The organism is Marinococcus sp. LNHM5E3-2.1 (genome assembly GCF_056034365.1).
Window position 1 is genome coordinate 1 of the sequence record NZ_JBQLIB010000019.1, and the last position, 26,323, is coordinate 26,323.

Here is a 26,323-nt window from a genome sequence, read left to right on the forward strand (position 1 = left end):
GACTACGACTTCGAAACGAGCGGCGCGTTCATCTACATCGGGCTGCTGCCGCTGAACGGGGCGTTTCTCGACCTCGGCATCACGAACGACGAGGGCTATATCGAAACGAACGAGGAAATGGAAACGAAGATTCCGGGCGTGTTCGCCGCCGGCGACATCCGGGACAAGTTCCTGCGCCAGATCGTGACGGCGACCGGCGACGGGTCGCTCGCGGCCCAGACAGCGCAGCAGTACGTGGAAGAACTGAAAAACGCGGTCGAAGCGTAGGCGCTCCGGCTGAAACGACGACGCACAGGCGCAGAAAATCATTTCTGCGCCGTTTTTTTGGTACAGAGAGCAAAAAACATAGGATACTTTCTTTTGTAAATTGTCTGAACCATCGAAGGATAGTATACTGGAAAAAGGTATATGTGAGGTGGTACACATGCAGCGGGTAACAAATTGTTTTTTACAGCAGAACGATCAACTGCTTATGCTCAAAAAACCAAGCTACGATTGGTGGAATGCCCCCGGCGGAAAAATGGAGCCGGGGGAGTCAGTATATGATTCAGTCCGGCGGGAGTTCCGGGAAGAAACGGGCCTTTCGCTTGAACGTCCGCATCTGCGGGGTATTTTTACATTTATCACGATGGAGGACGGGGTTACGGCAAATGAGTGGATGATGTTTACATTTGAAGCTTTTGGTGCAGGAGGCAGGCTGCTTAATGAGTCTCCGGAAGGCATCCTTGAGTGGAAGAAAAAGCAGGAAGTGTCGTCCCTGCCTATGGCCGAAGGCGATAAAGCCATTGTCGAGCATATTTTGAATAACAAAGGAACGGTGTATGGTACGTTCCGCTATACGAAAGATCGCCGGCTTCTGGAACGCCGGTTTGAGCAGTCAACGCCATACTATATGTAAAAGAGGGATGCAGATTATGGAACAAGAACGGAAATCGATTCAGGTTGAAATCATTACAGGGATGTCGGGGGCCGGAAAGACGGTGGCCATCCAATGCTTTGAGGATCTGGGCTATTACTGTGTAGACAATCTGCCTCCTTCACTAATCCCAACATTTATCGATTTAATTGAAACGACTGAAAACAAAACCGATAAAGTAGCTTTCGTAGTGGATCTTCGGACGAGGGAGTTTTTTGACCATCTGTTTGCTTCCATAGATCAGCTTGACCAGCGCAAGGACCTGTCGACACATATTCTATTTTTGGATGCAGGAGATCAGGTGCTTGTCAGCCGATATAAAGAAACACGGCGCTCGCATCCGCTTGCAAGTGAGGATACGCCGCTTGAAGGCATTCAGCTCGAGCGGGAGATGCTGCAGGAACTTAAAGGCCGGGCGCGCCATATTATTGATACGAGCAGCCTGAAACCAAGAGAGTTGAGAGAGCGTATATTAACTGATTACGCCGAGAAAAACCAGTCGGTTTTTAATGTGAATGTTATGTCCTTCGGATTTAAATATGGAATGCCGATCGATGCGGATCTGGTTTTTGACGTTCGTTTTCTGCCCAACCCTCACTACGTGGAACATCTGGAGCCCAAAACCGGCCTCGAAGAAGAAGTGTCTTCGTACGTGTTAAAATGGACGGATACAAAGGAATTTATAAATAAACTGGTGGATATGCTTGAATTTATGCTTCCGCTGTATAAGCAGGAAGGCAAGTCCCAGCTTGTGGTTGCGATTGGATGTACAGGAGGCAAGCATCGCTCCGTGACGCTTGCTGAATATATTGCTTCTTACTTTTCAGGGAAATATGAGACGAATGCCAATCACCGGGACATTGAGGAAGGAAGGAAAAAATAGACGTGGAGGACCAGAAGGTTGTAGTGATGGGCGGTGGCACAGGTATAGGCGTCCTGCTCCGGGGGCTGAAGCAGTTCCCGGCAGATATTACGGCGATTGTGACTGTCGCAGACGATGGAGGAAGCTCCGGGCGCTTACGGAAAGAGTTTAATATTCCCCCGCCCGGGGACGTAAGAAACGTACTGGTGGCGCTTGCGGAAGTCGAGCCCTTAATTGAAGAATTGTTCCAGCACCGCTTCACGAGCGGGGAGGGGCTGACCGGTCATTCCCTGGGGAATTTACTGGTAGCAGGAATGACCTCCATTACCGGAGATTTTGCCAAAGGAATCACAGAGCTTAGTACTGTGTTAAACGTACGCGGAAAGGTCCTTCCCGCCTCTAATCGGAGTATCGAGCTGTTTGCAAAAATGAAGGACGGCTCCACGGTCTACGGGGAGTCCCTGATCCCAAAAGCCGGCAAGCAGATTGACCAGGTGTTTATCCACCCGCCGGATGCGGAGGCGCTCCCGGAAACCGTGCGTGCTATTGAACAGGCAGACGTCATTGTCATTGGTCCCGGGAGCCTGTTTACAAGCATCATGCCGAATTTAATCGTGCCCGGTATCCGGGATGCCATTAATCGGTCCGGGGCACGCAAAGTATATATTTGCAATGTAATGACGCAGCCGGGGGAAACGGACGGCTTTTCGGCATCCGATCATCTGCATGCCATTGAAAAGCATACTGGGGGCGCTTTTGTGGATACTGTACTGGTGCATAACGGAGAAATACCGGCTCCGGTGCTTGCAAACTACGAAAAAAAGCAGGCATTTCCCGTGAAATGTGATTATGAAAGATTGGAACAGATTGGGTGCCGGGTAGTAACAGATACATTTATGCACTATGACGGCCTTGTTCTTCGTCATAATGCCAAAAAAGTATCTGAAGCCCTGCTTGCCCGTGATTGACAGAAAGGCGGTGAAGATGGATGTCTTCATTTGCGGCTATAACAAAAAAAGAATTAACCCAGATTGAAGTGGAAGATACGAGCGCCAAAGCGGAACTGGCAGCATTAATCAGAATGAACGGTTCAATTTCATTTGGCAACGGCCAGCTGATTTTGGACGTTTCCACTGAAAATGCCGCCATCGCACGACGGATCTATTCGTTAATCAAGCGTATCTACAAGGATATGGTGATTGAACTGCTTGTGCGGAAAAAGATGCGTTTAAAAAAGAATAATGTCTACGTAGTCCGGATGGCCGAAGAAACGAAAGAGATGCTGAGCGACCTTGCCATTATGGAAAACGGCTACCAGTTTAACCGGTCGATTGCGAGAGACGTGATTCCAGACACGGACAGCCGCCGGGCGTATTTGCGCGGAGCTTTTTTAGCCGGCGGCTCGGTCAATCATCCGGAAACGTCTTCGTATCATCTTGAAATTTATTCGATGTATGAAGAGCATAACCGGGCACTCCGGGAGCTGATGGAAACGTTCGGGCTCACATCGAAAAGCCTTGAACGGAAAAAGGGCTACATTCTTTATATTAAAGAAAGCGAAAAAATTACCGAGTTTTTAAATATTATCGGTGCGCACCAGGCGCTGCTTTATTTTGAAGACGTACGGATTATGAAAGACATGAGGAATTCGGTGAACCGCCTGGTGAACTGTGAAACAGCGAACTTAAACAAAACCGTGGGAGCCGCATTAAGGCAGGTGGAAAACATTCAGCTTGTCCAGGCAGAAGTCGGACTCGAAAACCTTCCTGAAAAAATCAGGGAAATGGCAATCCTGCGTGTCCAGCACCAGGACGTCACGCTGAAGGAGCTCGGGGAAATGGTGCCGAGCGGAAAGGTGAGTAAATCCGGTGTGAACCACCGTCTCCGCAAAATTGATCAGATCGCCGAGCGTATTCAAGCCGGAAAGCCGCCGATTCCAGAAAAAATATAATCGCTAAAGGCAGGCGCCTGCGGCAGCAGAGGCTTCTTCTGCTCCTGCAGGCGCTGTATTACAGCAGTCATTAAAGCGCTTGCTTGAAAAACGTTCTAAATTGAATTACGTTATGTGTATATGAAAAGCGGGTACCGGTTGAAGACAGACAGAGAAAGGAAGATAGTAACTATGGTCGAAAAAACAGTGGAAGTAAATTTGCGTACAGGGCTTCAGGCCAGGCCGGCAGCATTATTCGTCCAGGAGGCGAACCGGTTTCATTCCAATATTTTTCTTGAAAAGGATAATAAAAAAGTGAATGCCAAGAGTATTATGGGTGTTATGAGCCTTGCGGTGCGCACCGGAGCCTCGGTAAAGCTTTTAGCCGAAGGGGCGGATGAAGAGGAAGCGGCCGAATCATTGACGGAATTTATGAAAAAAGAAATGTGAACATAAAAAATCAGGACGGCGCGATGCCATCCTGATTTTTTGTGCCTTACTGACCCATAACCTGGTCTACAAGACCGTATTCTTTTGCCTGTTCCGCACTCATGAAATTATCACGGTCCGTGTCGCGCTCGATGACTTCAAGCGGCTGTCCGCTGCGGTCTGCAAGAATCTGGTTGAGTTTTTCACGCATTTTGATGATGCGGCGGGCGTGAATTTCAATGTCCGCAGCCTGTCCCTGGGTGCCGCCGAGTGGCTGGTGAATCATTACTTCACTGTTTGGAAGAGCATAACGTTTGCCTTCCTGGCCAGCTGTGAGAAGAAAAGCACCCATCGATGCTGCCATTCCGACGCAGATCGTAGAAACCTGCGGTTTAATGTGCTGCATTGTGTCATAAATAGCCATGCCGGCTGTAATAGAGCCGCCCGGACTGTTGATATAAAGAGAAATATCCTTCTCCGGATCGTCGGCTTCAAGGAAAAGAAGCTGTGCTACGATCGAATTGGCCACATTGTCATCAATGCCTGAGCCAAGCATAATGATGCGGTCCTTCAACAAACGCGAATAAATGTCATATGCGCGTTCGCCCCGGTTGGTTTGTTCAATAACTGTTGGTATCAAGTTCATGAAAAGCGTCCTCCTTTAATGAAATGTATGACTACATTCATGGTAGTTGTGTGGAAAATATTTTTCCTTCCGCGTTGCTGTTATTATCATAACTCTTTGGTCAATTAAGGTCAAATAAAAAGTCTGACCCTATCCCATATAGCTACACGTCAACTTCCATTCCCTTTATTTTCACAAACATAAACGTTACGTGCAAATGTTTCACTTCCATATAAATTTTAATTTAGATGAAAAATGATCTGACAAACAAATGGAAGGGTCAAATCTATTTTTATATAATGACAGCAGGAGAACAAGAAAAAGGGATCGATTCATGGAAGAAAAATATGATATGATGTAAGAAAGCGTTTTCAAAAAGGAGGTGGAGATAATGGGCTTGGGGCTTGAATTGCAGCAGAAGCAGGAAATGAGTTTGGTGATGACGCAGGAGTTAAAGCAGGCAATTGCCCTGTTGAAGCTGTCTTCCCAGGAATTATCCGACTATCTGCAGGAAGAAGCGATGGAAAACCCTTTAATGGATTTAACCCTCCCTTCTATTACGGACGGAGCGTCACTTTCTGCATCCCGGGCCGCTGATCCGGTCCACAATTCAGCGTCCATGGGTGAACAGCTGGACTGGCGTGAACCCTCGGAGGAAACTCTCGAAGAGGCGCTGAGGGAGCAGATTGTATGCGGAGGTTATAAAGAAACTGCCCGGGAAATACTTTTATTTTTAGCTGGAAGCGTTGACGAGCGCGGATACTTAGAAGACATCGAATGGGAGATGGAACGGAAATTCGGGCTGGGCAGAGAAGAAAGCGAGCAGTATATTTCGATGCTCCAACAGCTCGAACCGGCAGGGATCGGGGCCAGGGATTTAAAGGAATGTCTTCTTCTGCAGCTCGAACGCTGCCTGGATACAGATCCATATATTGACCAGGTCGTAGCTGAAGATCTCGAAGCGCTGGGGGCGAAAAAATGGCGCTACCTGCAGCAGAAGTATCAGCTCACTAAAGAGCAGCTGCAGGAAATCTATACCTGCCTCCAGAAGCTTTCCCCGCATCCGGGAGATTCCTACCGGCAGGAGAAAACAATTTCTGTATCGCCGGATGTCCGCGTGGAGGAAATCGACGGAGAATGGGTGGTCACGATTTTGAATGACCGGCTTCCCGAGCTGCAGATGAATGAAAAATACTGGCGTCTTTTGCAGCAGGATGCCGATGAAGAAGCCAGGCAGTATGCTATGGAAAAATATAAGCAGTTTCTTTGGATTGTTAAAAGCGTCGAACAGCGCCAGCAGACGCTGCAAAAAGTATCGGAAGTGATCGTCGAAGCGCAAAGCGAATATCTAAAACACGGCGAAGAAAAGCTTCGTCCCCTGACGCTCCGGGAGGTAGCTGAACAGGCGGATGTGCACGAATCCACTGTTTCAAGAACGACGAGCCGGAAGTATATGCAGACGCCTCACGGTCTCGTCGAACTGAAGCATTTCTTCTCCTCGAAAATTACCCGGACGGATGAAGATGCTTCAAGCACCGGAGTGAAAGCTATGATGAAAAAACTGATTAAAGAAGAAAATAAAGAGAAGCCTCTCTCGGATCAAAAGCTTGCTGATCTGCTTCAGCAGGAGCAGCAGTGTACGATTTCAAGGCGGGCGGTGGCAAAATACAGAACAGAGCTCCGGATCCCGTCCTCCTCCCAGCGGAAACAGCCGGTGTAGCCCAAATCCTCCTTGCAGCAAAAGGAGGATTTTTTATGCATGAAATAAGCGAAAACCGGGTATCAGTAAAATGTAGTCAGCATGAAAAATGCAGTGAACATTTGCGTTGATTTTCCAAATATAGATTGCTACAATGAAATTGTGAACAAAGCGTTCATTTTTTTATAAAATGAGCGGGACAAAAAATGTCTCTGCGGGACTTTAATTGTCCCGGACAGAGCAGTAAAGATCAATGATGAGGAGTGGCTTGAAATAAGCTGCTGCCGCAGGTTCGGTGGTGTAGCAATATGTTACGTGACGTATTGGAGATGCAGCGGAAACTGCAGCCTGATGTGCTCGAAACATTAGGGAAAAGGTACCGCATTTTGCAATACATCCGCCTGATGCAGCCGATTGGAAGAAGAACCCTTGCCACTCAGCTATCCACTTCAGAGCGGGTTCTGCGCAGTGAAACAGATTTTTTGAAGCAGCAGGGACTTATCCTGATTCAAAGCGCAGGGATGCTTTTAACTGAAGAAGGAAACAAACTGCTTGAAGGGCTCGAGCAAACAGTCAAATATGCTTTCGGCCTCGAGGATTTGGAGCGGAAGCTGGCGGGTTATTTATCCGTCCCGAAGGTTATCGTCGTCTCAGGAGACAGCGATGAGCTTCCGGTAGTGAAAAAAGAACTCGGTCGTGCAACGGTACAGCAGATGAAGAACCGTGTCAGCCCAGGGGACGTGATTGCGGTAGCGGGGGGCACGACGCTCGCTTCAGCAGCTGATATGATGGTGCCTGACGCAAAATGGAGCAATACCATCTTTGTACCTGCCCGCGGTGGCCTTGGTGAAAAGGTGGAGATCCAGGCCAACACCATCAGCTCTGCGATGGCAATGAAAGCCCAGGCCTCGTACCGGCTGCTTCATGTGCCCGACCAGCTGAGCGAGGATACAAGGCGATCGCTCATGCAGGAGCCCGGCGTACAGGAAGTGCTTGATCTGTTAAAATCAGCATCGCTTGTCGTTCATGGCATAGGCGAAGCAAAAACGATGGCCGGGCGGCGGACTACGGGCGCTTCCCTGCGTAGCAGGCTCGAGGAAGAATCGGCTGTGGCAGAGTCGTTTGGCTATTATGTTAATCAGGACGGAAAAGTGGTGCACCGGGAAAATACGGTGGGCCTTCAGTGGGACGAACTCCGGTCAGATCAGACAGTGATCACAGTAGCCGGGGGTTCAAGCAAGGCAAAGGCGATTGACGCTTATATGCGCTACCGCCCGAGCAGCATTTTGATCACCGATGAGGGTGCAGCCAAAGCTATTCTGAATCAAAGCGATGCACCGGAGGCAACTGAGTAACAGGCAGAACACCTGCCGCATTATGCTGCAGTAGCTTTCACAATTATTTATATTCCAAGGAGGAAAAATTATTATGGCAACAAAAATTGGTATTAACGGTTTTGGACGTATTGGACGTAACGTTTATCGTGCAGCTTTAAACAACCCGGATGTTGAAGTAGTAGCAGTAAACGACCTGACAGACACTGATACACTTGCGCATCTTTTAAAATATGACACAGTTCACGGCACGCTTGACGCAGAAATTCAGGCAAGCGGCGACAACCTTACAATCAACGGCCACAAGCTGACCGTTTTCTCTGAAAAAGATCCAGCGAAAATCGACTGGAAAGGCGTAGACGCTGAAATCGTTGTTGAATCCACAGGTATCTTTACGCAGCGCGATCAGGCAGCAAAACACCTTGAAGGCGGAGCGAAAAATGTTATCATTTCCGCACCGGCTAAAGGCGTAGATGCAACATTTGTTGTCGGCGTTAACGAAGGCGACTTCAAGCCGGATGAGCACAAAGTCGTTTCCAACGCATCCTGCACAACGAACTGCCTGGCTCCAGTAGCTAAAGTACTGGACGAAAAATTCGGCATCAAACGCGGCCTGATGAACACCGTCCACTCCTACACGAGTGACCAGCAGATCCAGGACGGCCCGCACAAGGACCTTCGCCGTGCGCGCGCTGGTGCTGAAAACATCATCCCAACAACTACAGGTGCCGCTCAGGCAGTAGCCCTCGTGCTTCCACAGCTCGACGGAAAGCTTACCGGCGGTGCGATGCGTGTTCCTACTCCAAACGTTTCCCTCGTGGACTTCGTGGCAGAGCTCGATAAAGATGTAACAGTAGACGAGCTGAACAACGCATTGAAAGAAGCTTCTGAGTCTGACGAACTCAAAGGCATTCTTGGATACAGCGAAGAGCCGCTCGTATCGAAGGACTACAACGGAAGCGCCTATTCTTCCACAGTAGACTCCCTTTCAACACTCGTTATGCAGGACAACATGGTTAAAGTAATCGCTTGGTACGACAACGAATTCGGTTATTCCAGCCGCGTTGTGGACCTCGCAGCAAGCTTTGGCAAAAAACTGTAAATCATTTTTAATGCTTGGGAAAGGGAGGAGAATATTATTTCTTCCTCCCTTTTTTGAGTCTGAAGGGGCCTGTACCCGGCCCGTCAAAAATCCAGTATTTCCGTTCCGCCGCCGCGTTATTAAAAATAGACGTTCCAGTTTTTTATGCGGCGGGTAAAGAACGGAAGTGCAGATTTTTGTTATGATAGATGAGGAAGATAATTTAAGGGAGGTTTGGCAATGGCGTTAAATAAGAAAACCATCCGCGATTTAGATCTGAAAGGTAAAACTGTTTTCTGCCGCGTTGATTTCAACGTACCAATGAAAGGCGAAAGCATTACGGATGACGCACGGATTCGTGCAGCTGTACCAACAATTCAATACTTATCCGAACAGGGAGCGCGCGTCATTCTCGGCAGCCACCTTGGACGCCCGAAAGGGGAAGCAGTAGAAGAACTTCGTCTCGGTCCGGCTGCAGCCCGTTTAGGTGAAATTATGAATGTCGACGTGAAAAAGGTCGACGAAGTATACGGCGAAGAAGCTAAGCAGGCCGCGGCATCCCTCCAGGACGGAGAAATCATGCTTCTTGAAAACCTGCGCTTTGAAGCAGGCGAAGAGAAAAATGATGAAACCCTTGCAAAAAACATAGCATCCCTTGCAGACATTTACGTGAACGATGCATTTGGGGCGGCGCACCGGGCTCACGCGTCCACCGAAGGAGTGGCGCATCACCTTCCTTCTGCAGCCGGCCTGCTGATGGAAAAAGAACTCGATGTGCTCGGCCAGGCGCTTGAGGACCCGGACCGTCCGTTCACGGCAATTGTCGGAGGAGCAAAAGTGAAAGATAAAATCGGCGTTATCGATAATCTCCTCGATATCGTGGACAACCTCATTATCGGCGGCGGACTTGCTTACACGTTTGTTAAAGCGCAGGGCTATGAAATCGGCCAGTCCATGCTTGAAGAAGACAAGCTTGATATGGCTAGAGAATTCATGCAGAAGGCTAAAGACAAAGGCGTAAACTTTTATATGCCAAAAGATGTTATTGTTTCCGATGACTTCAGCGATGATGCAAACACGCAGACAGTAAAAATCGACAGCATTCCATCCGATTGGGAAGCTTTGGATATCGGGCCGGAAACGAGAAAAGAATACGCGAACGTCATTAAAGATTCGAAGCTTGTTATCTGGAACGGACCGGTCGGCGTGTTTGAATTCGCTACGTTTGAAAAAGGCACGCGCGCTATTGCTGAGGCAATGGCTGAAGCTCCCGGCACGTACACAGTTATTGGCGGCGGAGACTCTGCAGCAGCAGTGGAAAAATTCGGCCTTGCAGACAAAATGAGCCATATGTCCACTGGCGGCGGGGCATCGCTTGAATTTATCGAAGGAAAAGTGCTGCCGGGTGTGGCAGCGCTGGATGACAAATAAGCAGCCTTGAAAGTATATTTACTATAATCTCAGTGGGGTGAAACAATGAGAAAACCAATCATAGCAGGCAACTGGAAGATGAATAAGCTTCACGGCGAAGCGGTAGCCTTCATCGAAGAAGTAGCAGGCAAAGTGCCGAATGCAGAAGACGTGGAAACAGTAGTATGTGCGCCAGCTCTATTTCTGAAGGACATGAATGACGCGGCAGCATCGAGTGATGTGAAAATTGGCGCCCAGAACATGCACCAGGAAGACAGCGGCGCATTCACCGGAGAAATCAGCCCGGCAGCGCTCGCGGACCTAAATATTCCGTACGTCATTATCGGCCACTCCGAGCGGCGTGAAATGTTCAATGAAACCAATGAATCAGTCAATCAAAAAGTGAAAGCAGCCCTGAACCACGGATTAACACCGATCATGTGCTGCGGCGAATCCCTTGAACAGAAAGAAAACGGCTCTACAGAAGCAGTTGTGCGCGAGCAGATTGAAAAAGGCTTTGCCGGACTGAGTGCCGGAGACGCTGCAAAAGTGGTTGTCGCTTACGAGCCGATCTGGGCTATTGGTACAGGAAAATCCTCCACCGCAGAGGATGCGGATGAAACATGCGGTTCGGTAAGAAAAGCACTTGCCGATCAGTACGATCAGGACACGGCAGACAAAGTACGTATTCAATACGGCGGCAGTGTAAAACCGGAAAACATTGAAACGTACATGGCGAAAGAGCACATCGACGGTGCGCTTGTCGGCGGTGCCAGCCTGAAGCCGGATGCCTTCCTGGAGCTTGCAGAGGCGGGAAAAAAATGAGCACCAAGCCAGTAGCACTTATTATCCTGGACGGGTATGCCTGCCGGGAAGAAACCAAAGGGAATGCGGTAGCGAAGGCAAGCACGCCAAACTTTGACCGCTATTGGAACCAGTATCCGCATGAAACACTGACGGCTTTCGGCGAAGCAGTCGGTCTGCCTGAAGGACAAATGGGCAACTCGGAAGTCGGCCATATGAATATCGGCGCCGGCCGGGTCGTATATCAAAGCCTTTCCTTAATCAATAAAGGCATCAAAGAGGGAACATTTAAAAACAATCAGGCGTTCGCTCATGCTGTAGATCACGTGAAAGAAAATGACAGCGCCCTTCATTTATTCGGTCTGCTGTCTGACGGCGGAGTCCACAGCCATATCGACCACTTAAAAGCGCTGCTCGACATGGCGAATGAAAAAGAAATCGAGCGCGTGTATGTCCATGCCTTTTTGGATGGCCGTGACGTGGGTCAGCGCTCTGCCAAGCAGTACGTATCCGAAGTGGAAGACTATATGAAAGAAATCGGCACCGGTGATATTGCCACCGTCCAGGGGCGGTACTACGCCATGGACCGTGACAACCGCTGGGAACGTGTGGATAAATCCTACCGGGCCATCACGTACGGGGAAGGTCCTTCCTATGAAACGGCCGAAGAGGTTGTAGACGCTTCCTACGAAGAAGAAGTATGGGATGAATTTGTAATCCCGTCGGTTATCACAAAAGACGGAGAAGCGGTCGGGCGGCTGCAGGACAACGATGCAGTAATTTTCTTCAACTTCCGTCCGGACCGGGCCATCCAGCTTTCACAGGTGTTTACACAGGATGGTTTCAACGGTCTGGACCGCGGAGACAAATTTCCATCCAACCTGAAATTTGTCAGCATGACGCAGTACAGTGACTCGGTGAACGCTGAAATCGCCTATCCCCCGCAGGACTTGGTTAATACAATGGGAGAAATCGTTTCAGATGCCGGACTGCACCAGCTGCGCATTGCAGAAACGGAAAAATACCCGCACGTAACCTTTTTCTTCAGCGGCGGACGCGAGGAAGAATTTAAGGGTGAAACACGGGTGCTGATCGATTCGCCGAAGGTAGCCACGTACGATCTGCAGCCGGAAATGAGTGTATATGAAGTAACCGAGGCGCTTGAAAGCGAGATTCAGTCCGAAAAGCATGATTTCATCGTGCTGAACTTTGCGAATCCGGATATGGTAGGGCACTCCGGTGACCTTGATGCCACGGTTAAAGCAATTGAAGCAGTGGATGAATGCCTGGGACGGGTTGTGGATTTGCTGCACGATAAAGGCGGACGCGCCATCATCACGGCAGACCACGGAAACTCCGATGAAGTAACAACACCGGATGATAAACCAATGACGGCTCATACAACCAACCCGGTACCGGTTATCGTCACAGGCGATGAGAATGCGAAACTCCGCAAAGGCGGCGTGCTCGCTGACCTGTGTCCAACAGCCGTAGAGCTGCTGCAAATAGAAAAACCAAAAGAGATGACGGGTCAGTCCCTCATTCAATAACCATTCAGAGGAGTGAATCACCAATGAGTTTAATTGCAGATATTTACGCACGCGAAGTACTCGATTCCCGCGGGAATCCAACGGTAGAAGTAGAAGTATTTACAGAAACAGGCGCTTTCGGACGCGCTCTCGTACCAAGCGGCGCTTCCACCGGTGAATACGAAGCGGTAGAGCTTCGTGACGGCGGTGACCGCTTCATGGGCAAGGGTGTCACTAAAGCAGTCGACAACGTGAACGAAACTATCGCAGAAGAAATCATCGGATTTGATGTCACAGATCAAACAGGCATCGACCAGGCGATGATCGAACTCGACGGCACAGACAACAAAGGCAGCTTCGGTGCCAATGCCATTCTCGGTGTTTCAATGGCAGTAGCGCGCGCAGCAGCTGATGAACTCGGCTTTACGCTGTATGAATACCTCGGCGGCTTTAATGCGAAAACTCTGCCGGTTCCAATGATGAACATCCTGAACGGCGGCGAGCACGCAGATAACAACGTCGACTTCCAGGAGTTCATGGTTATGCCGGTCGGCGCCAGCAACTTCCTTGAAGCTGTACGTATGGGCGCAGAAATCTTCCACAACCTGAAAAAGGTACTTGGAAGCAAAGGCTATAACACTGGTGTCGGCGACGAAGGCGGCTTTGCCCCGAACCTCGGCTCAAATGAAGAAGCGCTTCAAACGATCATTGAGGCGATCGAAAAAGCAGGCTACAAGCCGGGTGAAGAAATTATGCTCGCCATGGACTCTGCTGCTTCCGAAATGTACGAAGACGGAAAATATCACCTTAAAGGTGAAGGTGTTGTGAAAACAGCAGACGAAATGATCGAATTTTACCAGGACATGGTGTCGAAATATCCAATCGTCTCCATTGAAGATGGTCTGGACGAAAACGATTGGGAAGGCTTCAAAAAGCTCACGGATGCTCTTGGCGACAAAGTCCAGCTCGTGGGCGATGACTTGTTTGTAACGAACACCAACAAGCTGAAAGAAGGCATTGAAAAAGGCATCGGCAACTCCATTCTGATCAAGGTGAACCAGATCGGTACACTTACTGAAACCTTTGATGCTATTGAAATGGCTAAGCGTGCCGGTTATACAGCCGTTATCTCCCACCGTTCCGGGGAAACAGAAGATACGACTATCGCGGACATCGCAGTAGCGACCAACGCGGGTCAGATTAAAACAGGTGCACCATCCCGGACAGATCGTGTAGCTAAATACAACCAGCTTCTCCGCATCAACGATGAACTGGCGGAAACCGCTGTTTATCTGGGCAAAGATGCTTTTTATAACCTGAACAAATAATTGCTTTTCGACCGCAGCCCGGCATATGGGCTGCGGTTTTTTACAATTGAATAAAACACCGTTACCGTGGGCTTTGCGGCCTATGCTGCCGCACGTGCTTGCACTGCACGTTTTGGTGTGTTACATTAATACAAGCGTAATTGGAACGTGGAGGTGTACGGGTGATGATAACGGCGTTGTACGTTGCATTAATAGTCGTTGCGGTCATGCTTATTGCAATTATTTTATTGCAGTCGGGCCGAAGCAGCGGTTTGGCAGGAGCAATATCCGGCGGAGCCGAACAAATGGTTGGCAAACAGAAAGCGAGAGGCATCGAAGCCTTTCTGATTCAGTTTACAGTAGTTCTGGCTGTGTTGTTTTTTGTTCTTACCATACTCATCGCCTATTTTGTCTGACAGACAGTATAGGAAGCTATCTCAGCAGCGGACGGTTCCATCGTTCGCTGTTTTTTATGTTACCGGCTAATGTTTGCTTTTCCTGTATTTGGTGAATCAAACAAACAGGTGGAATTTTAACGTTTAACGGGCGGATAGAGATAAACCAAGGATAGGAGAGCAGGAGCATGAAGACAGCAGCTGAAAACCAGGCGATTGGATGTTTGTGTCTGCATGGATTTACAGGTTCTCCGTGGGAAGTCGAACCGATTGCCGCAGAGCTCCGCGCGTGTACAGACTGGAAAGTGGAAACGCCGGTGCTGCCAGGTCATGCTGACGGAAGCTTCAGCATTCAAAGCCGTGTTTCCTATGTCACATGGATTCACGCTGCTGACCGCGCAGCGAAAAAACTGGCGGCTGCATGCAGCACTCTGTACGTGATTGGATTTTCGATGGGAGGCCTGCTTGCTTGCTACGTGGCAGCCCGTTATAAGGTGGAACGGCTCGTGCTTATTGGTATGCCGATGGAATATATTAACCCCGGCCAGTTTTTGAAGGATACACTGCTTGTAGCGGGCGGCCAGGTCAGAGGATCGCTGCATCCCTGGTACGGGGTAGCCGCAGAAAAATTAAAAACCCCCGGCTGGGCACTTCGGGAGTTCCAGCAGGCAGCGCACGTGCTGCGTCCGTTTGTTGGCAAAGTATCCTGTCCGGTATTTATTGGCCAGGGTGAAAAAGACGGCCTGGTGCCGGTCCGGAGCGCTGTGCGTATATACAAAACGGTAAAAAGTCCGGTGAAGCAGTTTGTACTTTACAAAAACGGCAAGCACTTTCTTTTTCACGGTCCGCACCGGCACGAAGCGGTGAACGATGTGCGGTTATTTTTAACTTCAGCACAAATAAATTCTGAAAACCTTATGCGAACGATCGATTAAAATAGAAAAGAAGATAGATAGGAGACGATGAATCATGCGTGTAGTACCCCCTAAATCATTTACCTTTGAAGGTGGAAACCGTGCAGTTCTACTGCTGCACGGATTCACAGGCTCATCTGCGGATGTCCGGATGATGGGACGTTTTTTGGAAAAGAAAGGTTATACTGTACATGCGCCGGTCTACAAAGGCCACGGTGTTCCTCCGGAAGAGCTGATGGAGACGGACTACCATGACTGGTGGGAGGATGTAAAAGCAGGAATTGAGGAATTAAAGGAAAGAGGCTTTGATCAGATTGCCGTCGGGGGCCTTTCTCTCGGAGGACTTATGGCTCTGCGTGTGGCGTATCATTACGATGTACTGGGTATTATTCCAATGAGCGCCCCAATGTCGACATTCAACAACGCAGACAAGCTGAACGGAGATGTCATCAATTACGCGAAAGAATTTAAACGTCTGGAAGGGAAAGACCAGGACCAGATTGATAAAGAAATTATGGAATTTCGTCAGCTGCCAACGGACACATTGCACTCGGTCAACCGGCTGATCCGGGAAGTGGAAGAAAGCCTGGACATGGTTCATGCGCCGGCGATGATTGTGCAGGGTGAAAAAGATGATATGATTGCAGAAGACAGCGCAAATATCATTTATGAAGAAATCTCTTCGGAGGATAAACAGATTAAGTGGTATCCGGACTCCCCGCACGTTATTACCCTCGGGAATGACCGCGATGAGCTGAACGAAGATGTATATCAGTTTTTAGAAGGATTAAATTGGTCAAAATAAAAAAAGAGCGTAAAGCTCAAAACGTTTATCACAACAAATTGAAAGGAGATGAAAACGTTGGACCAGGAAATAAAACAGACACTGCTGAATTACCTGAAAAACGATTCTGCGGGCCCTGCAACGATTGAGGAGATCCAGGAAACGCTTCAGGCGGATTCGGCAGAAGATATTAAGCGTCTCATGAAGACGCTAAACGAAATGGAGGACAGCGGAGACGTTGTCCGGACGAGAAGCAACCGCTACGGCATACCGGAGAAAATGAATCTGATGCGCGGACGCGTGCAGAGCCATGCCAAAGGATTTGCCTTTATTATTCCGGAGGAAAAGGAACGCGACGACATCTTTGTGCCGGCCGGGGAAATTAACGGGGCCATGAACAAAGACACCGTACTTGTTCGTATCTCGGACTCGAGCCAGGGCAGTAAAACCGAAGGCACGATTATCCGCATCATCGAACGCGGTATTGAAAAAGTCGTTGGCACGTACCAGCGCTACGGTAATTACGGGTTTGTCGCGGCGGATGATAAGCATATCCGCGATGATATTTATATTCCGCAGGACGCAGAAAACGGAGCAGTGGACGGCCATAAGGTTGTCGTAGAGCTGACTAAATACCCGGATGCGGCTTCAGGAGCTGAAGGAAAAGTCGTCAATATCATCGGGCATAAAAATGACCCGGGCGTGGATATTCTGTCGATCATTCATAAGCACGGCCTCCCGGGAGATTTTCCCGAGGAGGCTGTGGAGCAGGCTCAGAAAACACCGGACGTAATTGATGAGAGTGAAATCAAACAGCGCCGGGATCTTCGCGATGAAACTATCGTGACCATCGACGGAGCAGACGCAAAGGATCTCGATGACGCTGTAACGGTGACGAAATATAATAACGGAAACTATAAGCTCGGCGTTCATATTGCAGACGTCAGCTATTACGTGGACGAAGGAACACCTATCGATGTGGAGGCAGGAGAACGGGCCACGAGTGTATATTTGGTCGACCGGGTAATCCCGATGATTCCGCATCGTTTGTCAAACGGCATCTGCAGCCTGAACCCGCAGGTGGACCGGCTGACGCTCTCGTGTGAAATGGAAGTAACGCCGCAGGGCGAGGTCGTTAATCATGAAATCTTTGAAAGTGTAATTCGAACGGCTGCCCGGATGACGTACAATGATGTCCGTCTGATTCTTGAAGAAAACAACCAGGCAAAGCGGGAGGAATACAGCCAGCTCGTGCCAATGTTTGAGCGCATGGAAGAGCTTGCAGCTATTCTCCGCGAAAAGCGGTTTGGAAGAGGCGCCATTGATTTTGATTTCAAGGAAGCACAGGTGCTCGTGGATGAAACGACTGCTCCGACAGACGTGGTGCTGCGTGAGCGCTCGGTCGCTGAAAAGCTGATTGAAGAGTTTATGCTGGCAGCCAACGAAACAGTAGCCGAGCATTTCCACTGGATGAAGGTGCCGTTTGTCTACCGGATTCACGAAGACCCTGCCGAAGATAAGCTGCAGTCGTTCGTGGAGTTTGTTACGAACTTTGGCTATGCAGTTAAAGGGACGGCAAATACGGTACATCCGCGTGCGCTTCAGGAAGTGCTTGACGCTGTCAAAGGTGAACCGGAACAGGCAGTGATCAGTACAGTGATGCTGCGCTCGATGCAGCAGGCAAAGTACGATCCTGAAAACGCCGGCCACTTTGGGCTGGCTGCGGACTTCTATACTCACTTTACGTCACCAATCCGCCGGTATCCGGACCTGATTGTTCACCGTTTGATACGGACGTATCTGGTAAATAAACGGCTGGACGACAAAACGCAGCAGAAATGGAAAAATGAACTGCCGGAAATCACCCAGCATTCTTCGGAGATGGAGCGCCGGGCGATTGACGCCGAGCGTGAAGTTGACAGCATGAAGAAAGCGCAGTATATGAAGGATAAAATCGGGGAAGAATTTACCGGTTTTGTAAGCGGAGCCGCGAACTTTGGTCTGTTTGTAGAGCTTGAAAACACCATTGAAGGTATGGTGCATATCAGCTATCTCACGGATGATTATTATCACTATGATCCTAAGCAGTATGCGCTGATAGGTGAGCGTACCGCGAATATGTACCGCATCGGTGATCAGGTGGAAGTGCGTGTTCTGAATGTAAATCTTGATGAAGCGGCGATCGATTTTGAAATTGTCGGCATGAAACGGCCGGCGAAAGCACGTCGCAAAGAGTCCGCAAAAGTTGTTCAGGGCGATAAGGGCAAGCGTCCCGGCCGAAAAGAAGGCCAGGGACAGGGAGAAAAGAAAGACGGCAATAAAAAAGACGGTGGACGTAAAAAAGGCAAATCAGGTAACAAAAAGCCGTTTTACTCGAAAGTCTCAAAAAACAATAAAAAGAAATAATATGATCGCGGGAAAGCCCGGGGCAATAGGACGCGCCCGGGCCCCTATGGTAGAATAAAGACAGAAGGCAGGTGAATGGAGATGGCAGTAAAAACGGAAAACCGTGTGCTGGCGCAAAACCGGAAGGCCCGTCATGACTACACCATTGAAGATACCTTCGAAGCCGGTATTGAACTGCGGGGCACCGAAATAAAGTCGATCCGGGCTGGCAGGATGAATCTGAAGGACAGCTTCGGGAAAATCGATAATAACGAACTGTTTCTGCATAATGCCCATATCAGCCCGTATGAACAGGGGAATCAGTTCAACCACGATCCCCTGCGTACGAGAAAGCTTCTGCTGCACCGCCGGGAGATTAATAAACTTATTGGTAAAAGCATGCAGTCCGGGTACTCCATTATTCCATTGAAGGTTTATATTAAAAACGGTAAAGCGAAGGTGTTAATCGGCCTTGCCAAAGGTAAGAAAAAATACGACAAACGCCAGGCGCTCAAGGAACAGGATGCCAAGCGTGAAATGGACAAAGCAATCAATCGCAGCATGAAAGGCATGAGCGACTAGATTGACACGCTCCAGACCTCTAGTTATAATATAGTATGTCGCTCATAAACCTATGGGCACATGCTTATCCTTCACATGGGGACGTTACGGCTTCGACAGGGATAGGTTGAGCTTTAGCTGCGAGCCGAGAGGCAGCTCGTAAAAATGCCACGCCAATAATAACTGGCAAAAACAACGAAAACCTCGCAGTAGCAGCGTAACAACTGCTTTTTGCGGATCCCGCATTCCATCGCCCGCGTGGAATGATTTGGGGTCTCACTCTTAGTGGGCTACGCAGTTCGCCCTCCGTCTGAGGGCGGCTGAAGAGACTAATCAGACTAGCCGTACGGAAGCCTGTTGCTAGGCTGACGTACTGGTGAATGATAATATAGCGACTACGCTCGTAGATGCTAAAGTGGCAATATCTCTGGACGTGGGTTCGAATCCCACCGTCTCCACCATACATACTGGAGACAACAGGTGCTTACGGCTTTCCAGCCGTGGGCACCTTTTTTCGTTCGCGGCGCAGAGGAAAACGGCGCCGGCTTTCCGCCGGGGGAAGTTTTGCATTGACACAACATTTGAATAATGGTTAAAATGTTGCATAAGGGAAAAAATCGTGAAGCCAATCAGATTACAAAGGGGGCAGCGTATGGAACCAAATGTCATTTATGCATTTTTGTTAACACTTGGAGCCGGGCTTGCCACAGGAATCGGAAGTATACTGGCTTTTTTCACTTCTACGACAAATACCCGGTTTTTGGCTTTTTCGCTCGGTTTCTCCGGAGGTGTAATGATTTACGTCTCCATGGTGGAAATATTTTTTAAGGCACAGGAGTCGCTGGTCGGGGCGCTCGGAGAAGTCGGAGGCCAGTGGGTTACCGTCGGGGGATTTTTTGGAGGGATGATTTTTATTGCCGCCATTGACCGGCTCGTCCCCCAAAAAGGAAATCCGCATGAAGTAAAGCGGGTGGAAGATATGCATATGTCAAAGGAAGAGCTTGAACGCCAGGGCCTTATGAAAATGGGGACCTTCACAGCTCTTGCGATTGCTATACATAACTTTCCTGAGGGTATCGCTACATTCACTTCTGCCCTGAATGACCCGGGACTCGGGCTTGCGATCGCTCTTGCCATCGCGATACACAATATTCCTGAAGGAGTAGCTGTTTCGGTACCGATTTATTTTGCGACTGGAAGCAAGCGCAAAGCATTCCGGCTTTCATTTTTATCAGGATTATCAGAGCCGGCTGGGGCTATTCTGGCTTTTCTGCTGCTCATGCCGTTTTTGACCGATACACTGTTTGGCATCATTTTCGCCGCTGTGGCTGGCATTATGGTATTCATTTCTCTGGATGAACTGCTGCCGGCGGCAAAAAAATATGATGAAACCCACGTATCGATTTACGGGGTAGTGAGTGGTATGGCCGTAATGGCCTTGAGTCTGCTGTTATTTATTTAAGTGCATGAAAGCAAGAGGCCGCGACCGGCCTCTGCTTTTTTAATTGACACCCAATTTTTCTTTTTGTATATTATTACTTGCCGTAAACGTTCGCTAGTGTAGCTCAGCTGGTAGAGCAGTTGCCTCGTAAGCATCAGGTCGCAGGTTCAAGTCCTGTCACTAGCACCATTCATATCATTACAGCGCCCATACAGATGGGTGCTTTTTTGTTTTAAACCGATCTAAAAAGAGAAAAGACCAATGAGGAATTATTTTGGCCTCTTTTTGATGAAAAGATGGGCAATAAGAAAAGAAAATGATACGTTGATATAAGATAAAGTCGAAAGGGAGGGGTAGTTTGAGATCCCCGGTGCTGTTTACGTTTAATATAATATTTTTAGTTTTGGCTGCGGCGACTGCCGGTTTTTTCCTGTGGCTTGGCGGCTCTACATTTTACGTTATCGTCGCAGCAATTGGCATGCTGAGTGCTCTGCTTGGAGCGTACCAAACAGGCAGAAAAAAGCCAGGCTATAAAAAGAAATCAAAAGAAAAATCAGGAGGAAAGTCATGAACACAAATGCAGCTGTAAAATTCTTTTATTGGTTCGAAGGGTTTATTGTGGTGTTAAGTCTGATTCTCGGCGTTTTCTTCGTCATTTCCGGAGAATGGATGTGGAGCATCGTCATGGTCATTATTGCGATGTCCTGTGTTGTTACGCTAGTAATGATATCAAAAGCGTTAAAAAAGCAGCAGTGGTGAAGCTGGAATAAAGAATAGTAGGAGGCAGACCGTTATGCCGACGTTTGCAAGAACAGCATTAATTGTAGGGGGTGTGGCTTCAATAGGAATACTGGCGATTGTGCTTTTCTATTGGACCCGTCTTCCCTACATTGTGCCCCAGTTTTTCGACGCCACCGGAGACCCGAACGAATATGCTGCAAAGTATTATTTATTTGTTCCGCCGCTGGCGTTGATCGCTATCTGGATCGGGGCGTATTTTTCTCTCCGCTACCCGGGATGGTTCCGTCTGCCGGTGCAAATGAATGAGCATCAAATAGAAGTGTTTAAGCGGGAGGGACAGATTCTCATTTCTGTGCTCCTCGTAGAGCTGTCGCTCGGATTTGTCTATGTTCAGTGGCAGACCGTCCGTACGGCCCTGAATGAAAGCGAGGGACTCGGGTGGTTTTTTCCTTCATTTTTCCTTATTTGTTTAATTGGAACCGCTGTTTATTTCACATGGAGAACAATCACTTTGTGGGGTAAAGCTTCGAACCAACGTTCTTCATCATAATAGACTGCCATCCGGCAGCGTATCGAGGGATGCCTAATGGAACAAGCACGTATACTGATTGTTGAAGATGAAGAAAAAATTGCGCGGGTGCTTGAGCTTGAACTCACCTACGAAAATTATTATGTTCAGAAAGCTTCTGACGGTCTTGAGGGGTTTGCCATGTACCAGGCGGAGCCGTGGGATTTAATTATTCTTGATATTATGCTTCCGGGCATCAGCGGTATTGAACTGCTGCGCCGGATACGAAGCCAGAACACAAAAACAGCGGTTCTGCTTGTTACCGCTAAAGATTCTGTAGAGGATAAAGTTTCCGGACTCGACCTCGGGGCCAACGATTACATTACAAAGCCGTTCCAAATTGAAGAACTTCTCGCCCGTGTCCGTTCCTCGCTCCGCTTTCAGGCGGAAGCAGCTTTGAAAGCCGAAGTAGAAGAAGAGCAGTGGCTCTCTGTGGGCGAAGTGCGGCTGAATGAGTCGGCCAGGGAAGTGTATGCCGGCGGGGAACCGATAGAGCTGACGCGCAGAGAATTTGACCTGCTTTCCTATCTGTTGAAAAACAAAAAGCAGGTGCTGTCCCGGGACCAGATTTTAGAGCAGGTGTGGGGCTTTGATTATTTCGGGGAAACGAACGTAGTGGACGTATACATTCGTTATCTGCGCAACAAAATTGATAAACCATTTGGGACCGCGCATATCCAGACTGTGCGCGGCGTTGGCTACGTGGTGAAGGACTTCTCATGAAGCTTGGAAATAAGATTCATTTATATACATCGGTGCTCGTATTTGTGCTCGTCGTTCTTTTAGTGCTTGCTATTTACTTTTCCTTTTCCCGCATGATGATCGGAAGTGAGGTGGAACAGACTGTAGAAGAAGGAAGACAGACAGCCTCCACGTTTAATGAATCCGCGGATAATTTTTCGGTCGAACAGCTGCTCCGGGCGTATACCCCAACGGAAGGGATGGCCAGAATTGTACTGCAGGATGAGTCGGAGGCAGCGACGGTAACTTCCCCGGAAGAGGGAAGCTTAACGGAGGAGCCCGTTCAATATCATTCCGAAGAATATGAACGGGTGGTGGAACATAACGGGGAGCGGTACGCATTCGTTTCGGTGCCGGTCATATGGACAGATGGACAGGTGGCAAACATTCAGATTACCGACAGCCTCCGCCAGACAGAAGAAAATCTGGCGGTGCTCCGGATAATATTAATAGTCGCTACTATTGCGGCTGTCATCCCGGTCTTTCTCTCGGCACGCTTATTGAGCACGGTAATCCTCCGTCCAATCGCAGCGCTGTCAGCTACTATGCGTGATATCCAGACAAGCGGCAGATTCAAGCGGATTTCCACGTCGTCGAAGTCCAGGGATGAAATCGAGCAGCTGGGGGAGACGTTTAATGAAATGATTGAGCGTCTCGAAGAAAATTATCATAAACAGGAGCAGTTTGTATCCAACGCGTCGCATGAGTTAAAAACGCCGCTGACTGTGATTGAATCATACGCCAGCCTGCTGCAGAGAAGAGGAGCCTCACGTCCCGAAATCATTGAAGAATCGGTGGAAGCCATTCATTCCGAAGCGGTGAGGATGAGGGAGCTGACCCAGCAGCTTCTGCTGCTTGCCCGTCAGAATGAAAAAGAAAACCTCCATATTACCGAAGTGGACCTGGAGACGGTGGCAGCAGATGCTGTGGAAAACTACCGCAGCAGCTACCACCGGGAGATCGAACTAACCGGGGAGCCGGCAATCGTTCAGACTGATCCCGACAAAGTGAAGCAGCTGTTGTATATCCTGCTTGATAATGCCCGGAAATACAGCAGTGATGTCATTGATGTAAAAATCGAAACGATAGATACAGAACCGGTCATCGCTGTGATTGACCGGGGCATCGGTATTCCGGAAAAGGATATTGAACGAGTTTTCGAACGCTTTTACCGGGTGGATGAGTCGAGAACACGGGCAAGCGGGGGCTACGGGCTCGGTTTGTCGCTTGCCAGAGATATTACTGAAGCTCTCGGCGCACGCATCACAATTGAAAGCACGCACGGCCAGGGAACGGCAGTCCGCTTAATTTTTCCTGTAACCAATGAATGACTCTCCCTTTCTCATCAATTTCTCAGAATGAACGGATACAATAATAGCAACAGGGAGAGGGGGGCCTGCGGTGAAAAATGTTATCTTTCTGTTTGTGCTGGTGGCTGGTATCATAGTGGCCACTTTTGGGGCCTGGCGGTTTTCGCCGTATTTTACCCCGGAAATGTCGCCGGAGGAAATTGAACAGGCTGTTCAGGGACAGTATCAGGGGAACATCACGAGCGTGGAAAAACAAAACGGCACCTATGAGGTGATGACAGAGCTTGACCGGGGGACGTACCAGCTGCAGGTGGATGCTGAAGACGGAGCGGTCACAGGCGTCACACGGGTAGCAGGTAACAGCACTGTTGATACAGAAGCTCTAACAGAAGAAGAAGCACGCGCCCGGGCAGAAGAAGAAACTGACTTTTCTATTGAAGAAATCAGCCGGGAAACATGGGAAGGAACCGCCGTGTACGTAGTGGAGTTTGCCGAAGACGAAGCGTTGGAAGAAATGACTATCGATGCGCGGTCAGGAGATATTTTAGAAGAAAAAGCACAGGAAGAGCGTGAAGAAAGACGCCAGACAGTGCTTAGTGAACAGGAAGCCGCAGCTGTGGCGCAGGAAGAAGTGAACGGGGAAGTGGACGACGTTGATTTCGAAACGTCGGATGCTGGGGAGCCGTTTTACTACGTGGAGCTTGAACAAAATGATGACGACGAAGCTACGGTTCAGGTACACGGCATCACCGGAGAAATACTGTCAGTCACCTGGGATGATTAAACGGCAGAAGCTGCCTGGATGATTCCAGGTGGCTTTTTTTTTGTCTTTTTACTTGTTATGAGTCGTTCATGTATTTCTCATCAATTTCTCATTTTCTTGTAGGGATATTCTCATGTCGGGCCTCTATAGTAAAGGTGTAACAACAAATAAAGGGGGAAATGACCATGAAAGGGAAAGTACTTGCAGGTAGTCTGGCGGGGGTCACGGCACTTGGTGCAGTTATTGGTGCAGGAGCTTACACGACCATAAATAGTGACGTGGAAGCAGAAACCTCTTCAAACAAATCTTCAGAAGAAACAGCCGCAGAAAGTAACGAAAACAACAGCAGCTCTGGTGAGGAAAAAATTACTGCCGATGAAGCTGTACTGATTGCTGAGGAAGAAACGGGCGGTCAGGCGGTTGAGCTGGAACTGGATATGGAAGATCAGAAATACAATGTGGAGCTCGAAGGCAGACAAGAATACGATGTTGAAGTAGGAGCGTTCTCCGGCAATGTGACTGAAAAAGAAACCGATGATGATAAAGATAATGAAGAACCGCTGATCCAGGACGGGGACAGCGTCAGTTTAGAAGATATTGTGGCTTCGGGGATGGGCGAAGTTTCCGGAGAGATGAATGAATGGGAGCTGGACCGTGAAGAGAACGGGTACGACCTTTCGGTGGAAACGAACGAACAGGAAGGCGATTTCTTCATAAATGATGCAGACGGTACGATCGCTTCCAGGGATATTGAAGATGACGATGATAATGATAACAACGACGATGATAATGATAACAACGACGATGACAATGACGACAATTAAAGACTAACACCAACAGATGAACGGGGTCCGAAAGGAGTCTTCCAGGAATGGCACTACTGAGGGAAAAGGTGCTGCATTCACAGCTGCACCGGGCAAAAAGCATCTTATGGAACGAATGGCACCAGGAAAAACGGCCGGGATTCTGCCCTGGACTTAGAATAGGAGAGAGCGCACCGGCATTCTCACTGCCCGGCATGGACGGGGAAAATGTTACGTTAAACCAGCTTCTCCTCCAGGGTCCGGTAGTGCTTCTCTTCTGTTTTGGCGGCTGGATACATGCAGAAACAGAACGGCTGCGAAGCTATCAGGAGGCTTCCCCGCTGCTTCGGCAGATGGGAGCCCAGATCGTAGTAGCTGCCAGCGGGCAGGTAGCCGCCCTTCAGGGAGAACTGCAGCACATGTCTTTTACAGGAAAGGTGCTTGCAGACACAAATGCTGTGGCAGCCTCCTGGTATAATGCGTGCATCTCCTGCCGGGAGCACCTGCTTCAGGACGTCCCGGAGGTTAAAGCGGCCCTGCGCCATGCCGGATATCATTCGTACTGCCCTGCAGACGTAACGTATGTGATCGATCAGGACGGCACCGTGGCAGTTTCTGTCTGGGAAGCCGCCCGGCCGGACCCCTACTGGATCGTCAACGAGCTAATTCAATTAAAAGAAAGATAAAACCCCGCCTGAAAAGGTGATGAAATATGGAGAAGCAGCCGGCGTAAGCGCGGGCTGCTTTTGTTTGAAATAATGCGTGGTAAATTTTTTCTGTACACTGAAAGTATCAAGAATTTACCGAAAATTATCCCGCTGTAAATAGAGAGCTGGACTAAATGCATGTCTGTATGTAGTAGCACAGACACTGGCAGTTTTTATAAAAGACTAGATATAGAAGCAGGTCTTACTTACTGAAATTTTTTCTGTCAGAAAATGTGCACAATTTTAAGGGTAGAATCGAGGAGTATAAGGAAGTATGGCAGAGA

At 48.9% G+C, this 26,323-nt stretch carries 28 protein-coding genes, 1 tRNA gene and 1 other RNA gene; 29 read left to right on the forward strand and 1 reads right to left on the reverse strand.

The features are described from left to right. The 6 genes from ACTRXH_RS14840 to ACTRXH_RS14865 all read left to right on the forward strand — a co-directional run. On the forward strand, positions 1 to 267 hold a 267-nt coding region (locus ACTRXH_RS14840; protein WP_474282800.1), incomplete at its 5' end, for an NAD(P)/FAD-dependent oxidoreductase. A gap of 157 nt (positions 268 to 424) precedes the next feature. Beyond that, a complete protein-coding gene (locus ACTRXH_RS14845; protein ID WP_474279614.1) occupies positions 425 to 898 on the forward strand; it encodes an NUDIX hydrolase in 474 nt (157 codons plus the stop codon). Between the two features lie 16 nt (positions 899 to 914). Further along, on the forward strand, positions 915 to 1,799 hold the full coding sequence (rapZ, locus tag ACTRXH_RS14850; protein ID WP_474263049.1) for an RNase adapter RapZ: 885 nt from the start codon (positions 915 to 917) through the stop codon (positions 1,797 to 1,799). 2 nt (positions 1,800 to 1,801) lie between these two features. Beyond that, positions 1,802 to 2,746: a gluconeogenesis factor YvcK family protein gene (locus tag ACTRXH_RS14855; protein ID WP_474263047.1), complete on the forward strand. Its 945-nt coding sequence runs from the start codon at positions 1,802 to 1,804 to the stop codon at positions 2,744 to 2,746. Positions 2,747 to 2,766: 20 nt separating this feature from the next. Beyond that, positions 2,767 to 3,729 carry a DNA-binding protein WhiA gene (gene whiA / locus ACTRXH_RS14860; RefSeq protein ID WP_322526381.1) on the forward strand — a complete coding sequence of 321 codons (963 nt, stop codon included), beginning with the start codon at positions 2,767 to 2,769 and terminating at the stop codon, positions 3,727 to 3,729. A 171-nt stretch (positions 3,730 to 3,900) separates the two neighbouring features. Next, a complete protein-coding gene (locus ACTRXH_RS14865) occupies positions 3,901 to 4,158 on the forward strand; it encodes an HPr family phosphocarrier protein (protein WP_022793881.1) in 258 nt (85 codons plus the stop codon). 46 nt (positions 4,159 to 4,204) lie between these two features. On the opposite strand, the gene clpP is transcribed toward ACTRXH_RS14865, so the two are convergent. Then, positions 4,205 to 4,783 (reverse strand): ATP-dependent Clp endopeptidase proteolytic subunit ClpP, encoded by a 579-nt coding sequence (gene clpP / locus ACTRXH_RS14870; protein ID WP_022793882.1) that lies wholly within the window; start codon positions 4,781 to 4,783, stop codon positions 4,205 to 4,207. A gap of 370 nt (positions 4,784 to 5,153) precedes the next feature. On the opposite strand from clpP, the gene rpoN reads away from it, so the two are divergent. From rpoN to ACTRXH_RS14985, 23 genes are all read left to right on the forward strand, one after another. Continuing rightward, positions 5,154 to 6,482, forward strand: coding sequence for an RNA polymerase factor sigma-54 (rpoN, locus tag ACTRXH_RS14875; RefSeq protein ID WP_474282802.1), 1,329 nt, complete (start codon positions 5,154 to 5,156; stop codon positions 6,480 to 6,482). Positions 6,483 to 6,769: 287 nt separating this feature from the next. Continuing rightward, positions 6,770 to 7,816 (forward strand): sugar-binding transcriptional regulator, encoded by a 1,047-nt coding sequence (locus ACTRXH_RS14880; RefSeq protein ID WP_474263043.1) that lies wholly within the window; start codon positions 6,770 to 6,772, stop codon positions 7,814 to 7,816. A gap of 73 nt (positions 7,817 to 7,889) precedes the next feature. After that, a complete protein-coding gene (gap, locus tag ACTRXH_RS14885) occupies positions 7,890 to 8,897 on the forward strand; it encodes a type I glyceraldehyde-3-phosphate dehydrogenase (RefSeq protein WP_474263041.1) in 1,008 nt (335 codons plus the stop codon). Between the two features lie 219 nt (positions 8,898 to 9,116). Next, positions 9,117 to 10,307 carry a phosphoglycerate kinase gene (locus ACTRXH_RS14890; protein WP_474263039.1) on the forward strand — a complete coding sequence of 397 codons (1,191 nt, stop codon included), beginning with the start codon at positions 9,117 to 9,119 and terminating at the stop codon, positions 10,305 to 10,307. A 45-nt stretch (positions 10,308 to 10,352) separates the two neighbouring features. Beyond that, entirely contained in the window at positions 10,353 to 11,111 is a 759-nt protein-coding gene (gene tpiA, locus ACTRXH_RS14895) for a triose-phosphate isomerase (protein WP_474279618.1), read from the forward strand. Further along, positions 11,108 to 12,640, forward strand: coding sequence for a 2,3-bisphosphoglycerate-independent phosphoglycerate mutase (gene gpmI, locus ACTRXH_RS14900; RefSeq protein WP_474263035.1), 1,533 nt, complete (start codon positions 11,108 to 11,110; stop codon positions 12,638 to 12,640). The genes tpiA and gpmI overlap by 4 nt, the downstream gene beginning before the upstream one ends. 23 nt (positions 12,641 to 12,663) lie before the next feature. After that, on the forward strand, positions 12,664 to 13,947 hold the full coding sequence (gene eno / locus ACTRXH_RS14905) for a phosphopyruvate hydratase (RefSeq protein ID WP_474282803.1): 1,284 nt from the start codon (positions 12,664 to 12,666) through the stop codon (positions 13,945 to 13,947). Between the two features lie 164 nt (positions 13,948 to 14,111). Next, entirely contained in the window at positions 14,112 to 14,342 is a 231-nt protein-coding gene (gene secG / locus ACTRXH_RS14910; protein ID WP_022793890.1) for a preprotein translocase subunit SecG, read from the forward strand. 167 nt (positions 14,343 to 14,509) lie between these two features. Continuing rightward, entirely contained in the window at positions 14,510 to 15,256 is a 747-nt protein-coding gene (locus tag ACTRXH_RS14915) for an alpha/beta hydrolase (protein WP_474282806.1), read from the forward strand. Between the two features lie 31 nt (positions 15,257 to 15,287). After that, positions 15,288 to 16,040, forward strand: a complete 753-nt coding sequence (locus tag ACTRXH_RS14920; RefSeq protein WP_474263170.1) for an alpha/beta hydrolase — start codon at positions 15,288 to 15,290, stop codon at positions 16,038 to 16,040. A 48-nt stretch (positions 16,041 to 16,088) separates the two neighbouring features. Continuing rightward, positions 16,089 to 18,425, forward strand: a complete 2,337-nt coding sequence (gene rnr / locus ACTRXH_RS14925; protein WP_474263031.1) for a ribonuclease R — start codon at positions 16,089 to 16,091, stop codon at positions 18,423 to 18,425. Between the two features lie 81 nt (positions 18,426 to 18,506). Then, positions 18,507 to 18,986 carry an SsrA-binding protein SmpB gene (gene smpB, locus ACTRXH_RS14930; RefSeq protein ID WP_079475508.1) on the forward strand — a complete coding sequence of 160 codons (480 nt, stop codon included), beginning with the start codon at positions 18,507 to 18,509 and terminating at the stop codon, positions 18,984 to 18,986. A 77-nt stretch (positions 18,987 to 19,063) separates the two neighbouring features. Next, positions 19,064 to 19,426, forward strand: a transfer-messenger RNA (tmRNA) gene (gene ssrA / locus ACTRXH_RS14935). A gap of 191 nt (positions 19,427 to 19,617) precedes the next feature. Further along, positions 19,618 to 20,427, forward strand: coding sequence for a zinc transporter ZupT (gene zupT / locus ACTRXH_RS14940; RefSeq protein WP_091616308.1), 810 nt, complete (start codon positions 19,618 to 19,620; stop codon positions 20,425 to 20,427). Between the two features lie 92 nt (positions 20,428 to 20,519). Then, positions 20,520 to 20,595: transfer RNA gene (locus ACTRXH_RS14945), tRNA-Thr, on the forward strand. A 169-nt stretch (positions 20,596 to 20,764) separates the two neighbouring features. After that, positions 20,765 to 20,977, forward strand: coding sequence for a hypothetical protein (locus ACTRXH_RS14950; RefSeq protein ID WP_474263029.1), 213 nt, complete (start codon positions 20,765 to 20,767; stop codon positions 20,975 to 20,977). After that, the gene (locus tag ACTRXH_RS14955; RefSeq protein ID WP_474282808.1) at positions 20,974 to 21,165 is read left to right on the forward strand and encodes a hypothetical protein; all 192 of its coding nucleotides are present in this window, start codon (positions 20,974 to 20,976) and stop codon (positions 21,163 to 21,165) included. The genes ACTRXH_RS14950 and ACTRXH_RS14955 overlap by 4 nt, the downstream gene beginning before the upstream one ends. Positions 21,166 to 21,199: 34 nt before the next feature. After that, positions 21,200 to 21,697: a DUF1648 domain-containing protein gene (locus tag ACTRXH_RS14960; RefSeq protein ID WP_474282810.1), complete on the forward strand. Its 498-nt coding sequence runs from the start codon at positions 21,200 to 21,202 to the stop codon at positions 21,695 to 21,697. 36 nt (positions 21,698 to 21,733) lie between these two features. Beyond that, a complete protein-coding gene (locus tag ACTRXH_RS14965; protein ID WP_474282812.1) occupies positions 21,734 to 22,438 on the forward strand; it encodes a response regulator transcription factor in 705 nt (234 codons plus the stop codon). Continuing rightward, entirely contained in the window at positions 22,435 to 23,787 is a 1,353-nt protein-coding gene (locus ACTRXH_RS14970; protein WP_474282814.1) for a sensor histidine kinase, read from the forward strand. The genes ACTRXH_RS14965 and ACTRXH_RS14970 overlap by 4 nt, the downstream gene beginning before the upstream one ends. Positions 23,788 to 23,857: 70 nt before the next feature. Beyond that, positions 23,858 to 24,550, forward strand: a complete 693-nt coding sequence (locus ACTRXH_RS14975) for a PepSY domain-containing protein (RefSeq protein WP_474282816.1) — start codon at positions 23,858 to 23,860, stop codon at positions 24,548 to 24,550. A gap of 164 nt (positions 24,551 to 24,714) precedes the next feature. Beyond that, complete coding sequence (locus ACTRXH_RS14980) at positions 24,715 to 25,353, forward strand: PepSY domain-containing protein (RefSeq protein ID WP_474282818.1); 639 nt, start codon at positions 24,715 to 24,717, stop codon at positions 25,351 to 25,353. A gap of 47 nt (positions 25,354 to 25,400) precedes the next feature. Further along, complete coding sequence (locus ACTRXH_RS14985; RefSeq protein WP_474282820.1) at positions 25,401 to 26,018, forward strand: redoxin domain-containing protein; 618 nt, start codon at positions 25,401 to 25,403, stop codon at positions 26,016 to 26,018. Positions 26,019 to 26,323 lie beyond the last annotated feature (305 nt).

What these genes read in the sequence shown, in the direction of transcription:
- rapZ (WP_474263049.1), top strand. Translation starts at nt 915, where the DNA reads ATGGAACAAGAACGGAAATCGATTCAGGTTGAAATCATTACAGGGATG.
- ACTRXH_RS14915 (WP_474282806.1), top strand. Translation starts at nt 14,510, where the DNA reads ATGAAGACAGCAGCTGAAAACCAGGCGATTGGATGTTTGTGTCTGCAT.
- ACTRXH_RS14845 (WP_474279614.1), top strand. Translation starts at nt 425, where the DNA reads ATGCAGCGGGTAACAAATTGTTTTTTACAGCAGAACGATCAACTGCTT.
- eno (WP_474282803.1), top strand. Translation starts at nt 12,664, where the DNA reads ATGAGTTTAATTGCAGATATTTACGCACGCGAAGTACTCGATTCCCGC.
- tpiA (WP_474279618.1), top strand. Translation starts at nt 10,353, where the DNA reads ATGAGAAAACCAATCATAGCAGGCAACTGGAAGATGAATAAGCTTCAC.
- ACTRXH_RS14890 (WP_474263039.1), top strand. Translation starts at nt 9,117, where the DNA reads ATGGCGTTAAATAAGAAAACCATCCGCGATTTAGATCTGAAAGGTAAA.
- ACTRXH_RS14980 (WP_474282818.1), top strand. Translation starts at nt 24,715, where the DNA reads ATGAAAGGGAAAGTACTTGCAGGTAGTCTGGCGGGGGTCACGGCACTT.
- ACTRXH_RS14865 (WP_022793881.1), top strand. Translation starts at nt 3,901, where the DNA reads ATGGTCGAAAAAACAGTGGAAGTAAATTTGCGTACAGGGCTTCAGGCC.
- clpP (WP_022793882.1), bottom strand. Translation starts at nt 4,783, where the DNA reads ATGAACTTGATACCAACAGTTATTGAACAAACCAACCGGGGCGAACGC.
- rnr (WP_474263031.1), top strand. Translation starts at nt 16,089, where the DNA reads ATGAAAACGTTGGACCAGGAAATAAAACAGACACTGCTGAATTACCTG.
- ACTRXH_RS14955 (WP_474282808.1), top strand. Translation starts at nt 20,974, where the DNA reads ATGAACACAAATGCAGCTGTAAAATTCTTTTATTGGTTCGAAGGGTTT.
- smpB (WP_079475508.1), top strand. Translation starts at nt 18,507, where the DNA reads ATGGCAGTAAAAACGGAAAACCGTGTGCTGGCGCAAAACCGGAAGGCC.
- secG (WP_022793890.1), top strand. Translation starts at nt 14,112, where the DNA reads ATGATAACGGCGTTGTACGTTGCATTAATAGTCGTTGCGGTCATGCTT.
- gap (WP_474263041.1), top strand. Translation starts at nt 7,890, where the DNA reads ATGGCAACAAAAATTGGTATTAACGGTTTTGGACGTATTGGACGTAAC.
- ACTRXH_RS14880 (WP_474263043.1), top strand. Translation starts at nt 6,770, where the DNA reads ATGTTACGTGACGTATTGGAGATGCAGCGGAAACTGCAGCCTGATGTG.
- zupT (WP_091616308.1), top strand. Translation starts at nt 19,618, where the DNA reads ATGGAACCAAATGTCATTTATGCATTTTTGTTAACACTTGGAGCCGGG.
- ACTRXH_RS14960 (WP_474282810.1), top strand. Translation starts at nt 21,200, where the DNA reads ATGCCGACGTTTGCAAGAACAGCATTAATTGTAGGGGGTGTGGCTTCA.
- ACTRXH_RS14970 (WP_474282814.1), top strand. Translation starts at nt 22,435, where the DNA reads ATGAAGCTTGGAAATAAGATTCATTTATATACATCGGTGCTCGTATTT.
- gpmI (WP_474263035.1), top strand. Translation starts at nt 11,108, where the DNA reads ATGAGCACCAAGCCAGTAGCACTTATTATCCTGGACGGGTATGCCTGC.
- rpoN (WP_474282802.1), top strand. Translation starts at nt 5,154, where the DNA reads ATGGGCTTGGGGCTTGAATTGCAGCAGAAGCAGGAAATGAGTTTGGTG.
- whiA (WP_322526381.1), top strand. Translation starts at nt 2,767, where the DNA reads ATGTCTTCATTTGCGGCTATAACAAAAAAAGAATTAACCCAGATTGAA.
- ACTRXH_RS14965 (WP_474282812.1), top strand. Translation starts at nt 21,734, where the DNA reads ATGGAACAAGCACGTATACTGATTGTTGAAGATGAAGAAAAAATTGCG.
- ACTRXH_RS14985 (WP_474282820.1), top strand. Translation starts at nt 25,401, where the DNA reads ATGGCACTACTGAGGGAAAAGGTGCTGCATTCACAGCTGCACCGGGCA.